Origin of the sequence: Winogradskyella epiphytica, from assembly GCF_003217215.1 — a bacterium.
GTDB classification, from domain to species: Bacteria; Bacteroidota; Bacteroidia; order Flavobacteriales; family Flavobacteriaceae; genus Winogradskyella; species Winogradskyella epiphytica.
The window spans coordinates 1-4817 of sequence record NZ_QJTD01000023.1 but is presented as its reverse complement, the minus strand read 5'-3'; the positions used below and the strand labels follow the sequence as shown (position 1 = coordinate 4817).

Annotated in this window: 4 protein-coding genes; all 4 read left to right on the top strand. The window is 30.4% G+C overall.

Going from position 1 to position 4817, the window contains the following annotated elements; all coding sequences use genetic code 11:
* Positions 1–104 precede the first annotated feature (104 nt).
* The 4 genes from DFQ11_RS14685 (at position 105) to DFQ11_RS14670 (ending at position 4625) form a co-directional block, all read left to right on the top strand.
* Positions 105–983, top strand: a complete 879-nt coding sequence (locus tag DFQ11_RS14685) for a hypothetical protein (protein WP_146221551.1) — start codon at positions 105–107, stop codon at positions 981–983.
* A 233-nt stretch (positions 984–1216) separates the two neighbouring features.
* On the top strand, positions 1217–2035 hold the full coding sequence (locus DFQ11_RS15305) for a hypothetical protein (RefSeq protein WP_189343031.1): 819 nt from the start codon (positions 1217–1219) through the stop codon (positions 2033–2035).
* Between the two features lie 702 nt (positions 2036–2737).
* The gene (locus tag DFQ11_RS14675; RefSeq protein WP_110476630.1) at positions 2738–4243 is read left to right on the top strand and encodes a PIN domain-containing protein; all 1506 of its coding nucleotides are present in this window, start codon (positions 2738–2740) and stop codon (positions 4241–4243) included.
* A complete protein-coding gene (locus DFQ11_RS14670) occupies positions 4206–4625 on the top strand; it encodes an ASCH domain-containing protein (protein ID WP_110476629.1) in 420 nt (139 codons plus the stop codon). The genes DFQ11_RS14675 and DFQ11_RS14670 overlap by 38 nt, the downstream gene beginning before the upstream one ends.
* Positions 4626–4817 lie beyond the last annotated feature (192 nt).

The window sequence follows — 4817 nt, the reverse complement described above, 5'->3', positions numbered from 1 at the left end:
CAAACTATTTTTTTTGCCTTCTAAACGGCTGAAAAAAATCTTTTGAACGGTATAAATTAACCTAAAAAAAGGTCAACCTATATCAGTATAATACAACAACAAATATGAAAAAGATTTTATTGATTTTAATATTGACAACCTTTGCCAGCTGTGAAAAAGACGATGGAAATGATTTAATTGGAAATAATGGTTCATTAAATCACGCTGAATTAGGTTTTGAATTAGATGAGCCTAATGTAATTTTAAATGAGCTTTCAAAAGGCAATCTAGACAACTCAATTAATTCTATCTTTTTAGTAATGTATGGTAACACACATAGAAAATGGGAATTTGAATATCTCGAAAACACAAATACAGTTGATAAAATGATTTTCTACCTACCTCATTATCAAGGATGCGAAAAGAACATCTATCAATTCGAATATAATTCTTCTCAAAATGTAGAAAGTGTTGTATCAACAAGAACTAACGTTTGTAACGAATTCGAAGTAATTAAAAGTTACACATTTAATTATAATAGTAATGGTCTTTTAAAAAGTATTTTTATGGATAGTCAATTTACCGTACAAGAATATTATATTGGATACTATCCAAACGGAAAAGTAAAGGAGATTTGGTCTGATTCAAGAGGAGCAGGAGATGAAGTGGATTTTGGAGTAAGCGAATTTTATTATGATGACAATTTTAAGAATATTATAAGGATAGAAGCACGAAGTTCTAGCGTTGATTATACTTATTGGTACGAATATGATGACAACATAAATCCTTTCAAAGGCTTCTTCATTGCATATGGCATTTTTATTCCTTATGTAGGACCAGCATATTTATCTGAAAACAATGTAATCTCACTAACTGAAAAAAACAATAATAATATCCATAACCAACAATTTACATATCCACATCATTTTGAGTATTCGAACAGTGGGAACTTGATAAGATATAGAGATAGTGAAGATGAACGAGTATACCACATAAATCAATAAAAACTGTGTACAACAATGGCTATAAACAATTGCTATTACAGGCTTATCCTGAAAATTCCTGCGGAATTTTCACCTTGTCGTGTACTTGCAAAAGTTCGTGCTAAACCACGCAACTGTTCATAGCCTAAACCGTTAGCAAATATTTAAAAGCACTTCCTACAAAATGATTATCCTATGCTCACCAATATTTGTCTAATATATTTTCAAAATCTTATTTGATAGAAACTTTTAAAATGCTGGTAAGATTAGATAAATACATAGAAAATAATGAAAATGCAATTTGCGTGGTTTTGACAATCATAGCATTAGTCTTGATAGGACTCTATGGAGAATTGTATTTTCTTGGGTTTTTCATATTTATATTTTTAGGCTTCAAAATTATCTTACCAATTTTTCAGATTATACTTTCAAGTTTTATAACCCCAGAACAAGAAAAAGCGTACGAAACGAAATTAAAACAACTCTCAAAAGAAAAAGATTATAGAGAAACAAGAGTTGGATTAAATATTTCTAAAAGAGATTGGAATAAATATTCACTTGAAAGGAAAAATAAACTGAACTCATTATACTCAAGCCAGAAGAGAGTAATTTGGAACAATTTTTCTCATAAAAATCCACACAGAAATGTAAAGTATAATTCTAACCAATATTTTAACATCATATTCGAAGCAAATAATAGTTCGGAATGGAGAAATATATCCGAAGAAGAAAGAGTTTCTTTAATAAAAAAATACGACCAACTTCGATATGCAAGACTGAAAGAGGCAAAAGAAAGAGAAGCAAAACTCAAAGAAGAGAAAAAAGTAAAACCAATTTTAGAGGAACAAAAAACATTAACTAAAATTCCAGAAAGCAACGAAAATGATTATAGTTTTAAGTTTCTGAAATATGCAAGTATATTATTAATATTTTTTATGGTTTTCACTTGTGGCTCAAGAAAAAGAATTGGAGCAAAATGTAGAGATGGAACTTCATCTTATTCAACTGGTAGTGGAACTTGTTCACACCACAATGGAGTGAGAAGTTGGAAATATGAATATTGGTGGGATTAAAAAAAACATTTGCTAACACCGTGTATAGCTCATTGCGGCTGAATTCCTTAATCGGAATTCATTGCAATTTGCTATCTTTCGGTTACGGCGGAAAATTCTCGCGAATTTCCCGCAACGAGCCATACACAAAACCGTTACATACAATGGCTCGGAATGAAAAGCAGAACGGACAAATAATTTTTCTGACTGGTTGAAAAACTTGAGAAAAAATAAATCATTTTTTTATTAAAATCAACTGACTTAAAAAGTCATCTGCGAAATTGAAAAAGCATTACACGGAATGAAAAGCACAACGCTGAAAAAAATTGATTAAAACAATATCCTTCAAAATAATAAAAAGCGAATTTAAAAATTAAGCGGAATTAAGGTTGAATCAAAAATTTGAAGTAAACAAGAAAAAGATATTAAAATCTACGTTTTAAAAATAAATCAGCGCATTGCTGAATAAAAAAAGTGGACGGAAAAAGAGTAAAGCGGAAAAAATTATGTGGACGGCATAGCAGGTCCTTCCAAGCAGAGCGTGTCGCCACAGTATGTAACAACGGCTATAATTCATTGCGGCGGAATTTTCTACCGAAAATTCCATCCTTTTTTCTATCTTTAAGCTACAACGGAATAAATCCTGCGTATTTTTCCGCAACGAAATCATAGCCAAGGCCGTTAGTAGCCATTTAAGAGAAACACCCTACAAATGAAGAAATTGTGAAAATACTTATTGATACAAATATTCTGATTCAGTTAGAGGATAACAAAATCATTGGAAAGGATTTCTCTACGTTTTATAATCTAGCGATTTCAAACGGATGTAAAATTCTTTATCATCCCAATGCTATACCTAAAGATATTGAAAGAGATAAAAATACGGAACGTAGAAATGTAATTTTATCAAAACTTGAAAAGTATGAAAGACTTGAGAATTTCGCAGAACCAACAGATGAATTTCTTGAAAATATTAAGGATAACAAGATAAATGATAAAATAGATAACCGACAGTTATTTCAACTATTTAAGGGGTTTGTCGATTATTTTGTAACTCAAGACAATGGAATTCATTCAAAAGCTTCAAAATTTGGATTAGAAAGTAAAGTTTTAAGTGTGAATAACGCATTAGAAAAACTTGAAAAACAATTCATTATTGAAATACCACAGCACCCTATTCTTAAAGAACAAAGTATTAGGAATATTGAATGCTACTTTGAAACCGAATTTTTTGATAGTTTACGTAACGATTACGGAAATGAAAAATTTAAGGAATGGCTTGGTAAATGTGTAAAAGAAGATAGAAAATGTTATTCTCTGATAGTTGATAATAGTATGCAGGCTATTCTGATTTATAACATTGAAAAAGTAGAAAACCATAAAATCACAGGGATTTATGAGAAAGTGCTTAAAATTTGCACATTAAAAGTCTCAAATGACGCTTTTGGAATAAAATTAGGAGAACTTTTTCTCAATAAAATGTTTGCTTTTTGTATAAATCACAAAATTGGATATTTGTATTTAACTGTTTATGAGAAACAGGAGCAATTAATTAGATTACTTGAAAAATTCGGATTCGAAAAACAAACATTTACGAATAAGCAAGGATTAAGTGAAATTCGTATGATAAAGTGCTTAGACAAAAACAAAATCTCAAACAATGGCAATATTTTTAAAATTCATCCATTTTATACGGACGGAAAATCGGTCAATAAATTTGTAATACCAATCAGACCAGAATTTTACGGAACTCTTTTCAAAGACGGTAAATTAAGACAACCAACACTTTTTGATTCAGCACGTGATAGTATTAATGAAATCCAAGGAAACACAATTGTAAAGGCCTATATTTCAAACACCCGGATAAAGAATCTAAATCAAGGTGATTTGCTTTTGTTTTATTCATCTAAAACGGACAAAGTAATTGAACCGATTGGAATTTTGGAATCTGCAACACAGGTGAATAACTTTGATGATTTATGGAAAATAGTTAAGAAAAAGACGGTATTTTCGCAAAGTCAATTAAATGAAATGTTGACTAAAAAGGGTAGCTTGCATGTAATTATTTTTAGGCTAATTACATACATGGATAAGAAAATTAAATTGTCTAAAATCAAGAGAATTGACAGTTTTAAAAATAAATTACAAACTGTCACAAGATTAAAAGAACAGGATTATTTGACTTTAAAAAATGAAGGATACTTTGACGAGCGTTATATTATCAATTAAACCTATTTATGCACAGGCTATTATGGCTGGTACTAAAAAGGTCGAATTTAGGAAAAAGATTTTTAAAAAACCTGTAGATAAGGTTTTTGTGTATTCTTCTTCACCTGAAAAAAAGATTATAGGCTACTTTACAATCGGAAAAGTTGAAGAAGATTCACCTGAGAGATTATGGAAAAAGTTCAAGGATGTTGGGGGAATTAAAAAGAAGGACTTTTTTGAGTATTATAAAAACTCTGACACTGGATTTTCAATCGGAGTAGAAACATTTAAAAAATTTAACGAAGGAGTTGACCCTACAGATTTCTTTGAGAAGTTTTGTGCTCCTCAATCATACTTATATTTAGAAGAAAAAACGGCTACTAACATTGTATATAGCAAATAGGCGGGATAGTAGTAGTTTCAAGCACTGTAGCCCGCATCAACCATCTTTCGGTTTGATAAGAAAGTGCAACGCAATCGCCTACTTGCCATATACTTGTCCGTTGTAGGTAATTTGAGAAAATGACAAAATACAGTTCATCATCGAGCTATTCAATTTATGAAGCAGTAATTGCCTCATTAATGTTTTTGGGAA

What these genes read in the sequence shown, in the direction of transcription:
- DFQ11_RS14685 (WP_146221551.1), top strand. Translation starts at nt 105, where the DNA reads ATGAAAAAGATTTTATTGATTTTAATATTGACAACCTTTGCCAGCTGT.
- DFQ11_RS15305 (WP_189343031.1), top strand. Translation starts at nt 1,217, where the DNA reads ATGCTGGTAAGATTAGATAAATACATAGAAAATAATGAAAATGCAATT.
- DFQ11_RS14670 (WP_110476629.1), top strand. Translation starts at nt 4,206, where the DNA reads ATGAAGGATACTTTGACGAGCGTTATATTATCAATTAAACCTATTTAT.